Genomic DNA, 3,151 nt, shown 5'->3' with positions numbered 1-3,151 from the left:
TTTTGTTTAGCAAGGCTTTCAGCCCTATCTTTAAATGCAGCAATTATTTTACTTTGTGTATACTTATATACTGAGTTTAATAAAGTGGAAAATGAGTTGGACTTAAACTTAAACTCTATATAAAACTTTACCATAGTTTTATTTTCATCTATGGGAATGAATTGCCATTCATTGTATAGATGTTTAAATATTCCATTTGATGATACAGCTTTTATCCAACCTTCATTTGTTCCACTTGGAGAAAGAGAAGTAACTTCTGATGTATATCTACCTTTAATTCCATGAAAAGCTGCGAGGAGATCCACAACCATTTGGTTGTTAATTTTTTCTTTTATATAAACGGCTTTGCACCAAGGAACAAAATCAGGATACCTTTCAACATCAATTACAATTTGGAATACTTCATTAGGCAAACATAGGAAAACACCCTGTTCTTTGTATTGATGAAGCATAAATGTTAAACCAATCAAAATAGGATCCGTATCTACCGTCAGCCTTAGTAGATTCCTGAGACTAAAGTTAAGGTGGGCATCGCGTATCAATTTCAACGAAATTAACAGAGGCAATTCCCTTGACTAGAAATTATCGCTCGGGAAATTTAACTTAACTCATAACGCATAGAACAGACCCTTAATTAATTGTAGATGATTTATACAAGGTGTGTCTATAGATATATTAAAGCTAGCGATTATTATTTAATCTTTATTAAACTTTGCATTCTAAGTATCATAGCTAATAAATATATCTTATGAACATTACTAAAGTTTTAACTATCATTGTTTTTATTGTAATTTCTTCAAGTGCTTACACTAATTGTACAGATCACAAAATTTTTGTGCATACTATGAAGCAACAAGTGGATGGTATATCTACAAAGGAGAATAAAAAAAACCGGGAATGTGTGCAAAAAAAGCTTCAGGAGGTCATTCAAAACAATGTTAACCTCAAAGGAATATCGCAATTCGTCATAGGAAAACATTGGGCTTTAGTTAAACAAAAAGAAAAAGAAGATTTTTTAAGAGAGTATGAAGTGTATCTTACGCGTTTGTGCGTTAAAATTTTATATAAATACATGCATGATAGTGAAATGATCATAATGAGTACAAAAGCAGTTGACGATGAAACTTGCTTAATTGGTACAAGATTTTCTTACGGTGATGAAGAATTTACAAATATTGATTTTAAAGTTACTAAAAATAACAGTTCTTTCTTGATAAGTGATGTTGTAATGAGTGGAATAAGTATTGCTATTAATCAACGTCATCAATTTAGTGAAAAAATCGACATGCATGGCATAGCAAGCGTTATAGCTGAATTAAAATGCAATAACAATCCATGATATATATGCCTCATTGGCCTAAGCCACTTGGTAGCAGGCCGAATGATTTTTCTCTTGATCGCATAAAAGGCTTTCTTAGCAAACTAGATAACCCCGAGAAAAAAGTGCCTCCCGTAATTCATATAGCTGGAACTAATGGGAAAGGCTCAACACTAGCATTTATAAGATATATAATGCAAGCAGCAGGGTATAAGGTACACGCATACACTTCTCCACATTTAGTGAGTTTTAATGAGAGGATAGTGATAGCCGGCAGCTATATCGACGATAATGAATTATATAGCTTATTAGAAGAATGTCGTGCAGTAATTGCAGAACAACCTATCACTCTGTTTGAAGCTGCAACTATTGCAGCTTTTTTAGCTTTTTCTCGTCATAAAGCCGATATAACTTTAGTTGAAGTGGGTATGGGTGGAAGGCTTGATGCAACAAATGTTATAGATAATCCGATTTTAACAATAATTACTTCCATTGCACTTGATCATACGGAATATCTTGGCCCTACTGTAGAAATTATAGCAGGTGAAAAGGCTGGAATAATGAAACCTAATGTTCCTTGCGTAATAGCACCGCAAGAAAAATCTATAGTGAACACGCTAGAACACCACGCAATAAATAAGAAATCTCCCTTGTATAGAGGAGGTCTTGAATGGAATTGCAAAAAAAAGAACAACAAAATGGTTTTTCAATCAGCTATTCAATCAATAGAATTTCCTTTGCCATCTTTAAAGGGTGATCATCAGGTGATTAATGCAGGCAATGCTATTGCAGCATGTAGTATTTTAAGTGGAAAGTATGAATTTGATATTGGAGAAGAGGATATCACTTCAGGTTTACAGTGCACTTATTGGCCTGCACGGCTAGAGTCTATAAAAGAAGGTAATTTAATTTTCCTACTACCGAAAGATTGGCAATTATTTTTAGATGGTGCACACAATAATGATGGTGCTAGAGTACTATCTCAGTGGGTAAAAGATAATTTTGCTGAAGGTATTTATATGGTTTTTGGTGTTACTAGTAACAGAAATGTGGAAGAGTTCTTAGAGCACTTAAAGCCATATATCAAGCTACTATGTGCGGTTTGTGTTAAGTCTGAACCTAAAGCAACAAATACAAATTTGATTAGGGAAAAAGCCAATAACATAGGAATAAAAGCAGTTGAATGTGAATCAATTGGCGATGCAATATCAAATCACATATTAAAAGCCTCTACCCAAAACGTCAAAACCATACTAATCTGTGGCTCATTGTTCCTAGCTAGAGACTTCGCTATGGAGAATAGCTAACTTTGATGATATTAACTGATCGATGGGGAAATAACTTTGATTGCTCATAGTACTGCTTGGCTTTTCGTTATCGACTTCTATAAACTGATCATCACCTTTAAATTGCTCCTCAATTGAATTTATAGCTGTCTTTTTGAGAATATAATTACTTGCAGCATTTAAAATAGGTGAAGTAACAATTAAAAGCGTGAATGGTAATGAAAGTAATAAGCCGGATAACATCATAGAGTTAGTTATACCAAAGCCGTTGGCAACTAAATCTAATCCCATACCGAAAAACATTAAAGATGTACAGATTGTGTTGCTCAAAATAACTGAATTTTTTAGCCACTTTAATTTAGTCCTATCACTCTTTGAAAAATTTTCGCATTCTTGGTCAAAGTTAAACAATAATAAAATATTAGTCTGATGATTAAACTCTTTCCCATTTCTAGTATCAATGCTCTTAACAGCTAGATTTAAAATAGATCCTGCTAACAAGGGAGCAAGAAAATCTACTGCTATTGGTACATTAGAAGAAATACCA

3 protein-coding genes, 1 other RNA gene and 1 pseudogene are annotated in these 3,151 nt (G+C 33.3%); 2 read left to right on the top strand and 3 right to left on the bottom strand.

Annotation, left to right across the window (positions count from 1 at the left end):
• Both OZD62_RS01265 and ssrS read right to left on the bottom strand, forming a co-directional pair.
• The coding region (locus OZD62_RS01265) for a type II toxin-antitoxin system RatA family toxin (RefSeq protein WP_275019261.1) at positions 1-452 on the bottom strand (452 nt) is incomplete at its 3' end.
• 19 nt (positions 453-471) lie between these two features.
• Positions 472-632: non-coding RNA, 6S RNA (ssrS, locus tag OZD62_RS01260), on the bottom strand.
• A gap of 116 nt (positions 633-748) precedes the next feature.
• On the opposite strand from ssrS, the gene OZD62_RS01255 reads away from it, so the two are divergent.
• A complete protein-coding gene (locus OZD62_RS01255) occupies positions 749-1,339 on the top strand; it encodes an MlaC/ttg2D family ABC transporter substrate-binding protein (protein ID WP_275019260.1) in 591 nt (196 codons plus the stop codon).
• Complete coding sequence (locus OZD62_RS01250) at positions 1,336-2,625, top strand: bifunctional folylpolyglutamate synthase/dihydrofolate synthase (RefSeq protein ID WP_022626401.1); 1,290 nt, start codon at positions 1,336-1,338, stop codon at positions 2,623-2,625. The genes OZD62_RS01255 and OZD62_RS01250 overlap by 4 nt, the downstream gene beginning before the upstream one ends.
• Here OZD62_RS01250 and OZD62_RS01245 read toward each other — a convergent pair.
• Positions 2,593-3,151: pseudogene (locus OZD62_RS01245) on the bottom strand (J domain-containing protein); the annotation flags it as partial. The gene OZD62_RS01250 and the pseudogene OZD62_RS01245 overlap by 33 nt on opposite strands.

The organism is Wolbachia endosymbiont of Drosophila seguyi (genome assembly GCF_028981765.1).
In the GTDB taxonomy this organism is placed as follows: domain Bacteria; phylum Pseudomonadota; class Alphaproteobacteria; order Rickettsiales; family Anaplasmataceae; genus Wolbachia; species Wolbachia pipientis.
The sequence above is the reverse complement of the archived record's forward strand: the minus strand, read 5'-3'. Positions and strand labels throughout refer to the sequence as shown.

Coding starts and splice junctions, on each gene's coding strand:
- OZD62_RS01255 (WP_275019260.1), top strand. CDS start 749: ATGAACATTACTAAAGTTTTAACTATCATTGTTTTTATTGTAATTTCT.
- OZD62_RS01250 (WP_022626401.1), top strand. CDS start 1,336: ATGATATATATGCCTCATTGGCCTAAGCCACTTGGTAGCAGGCCGAAT.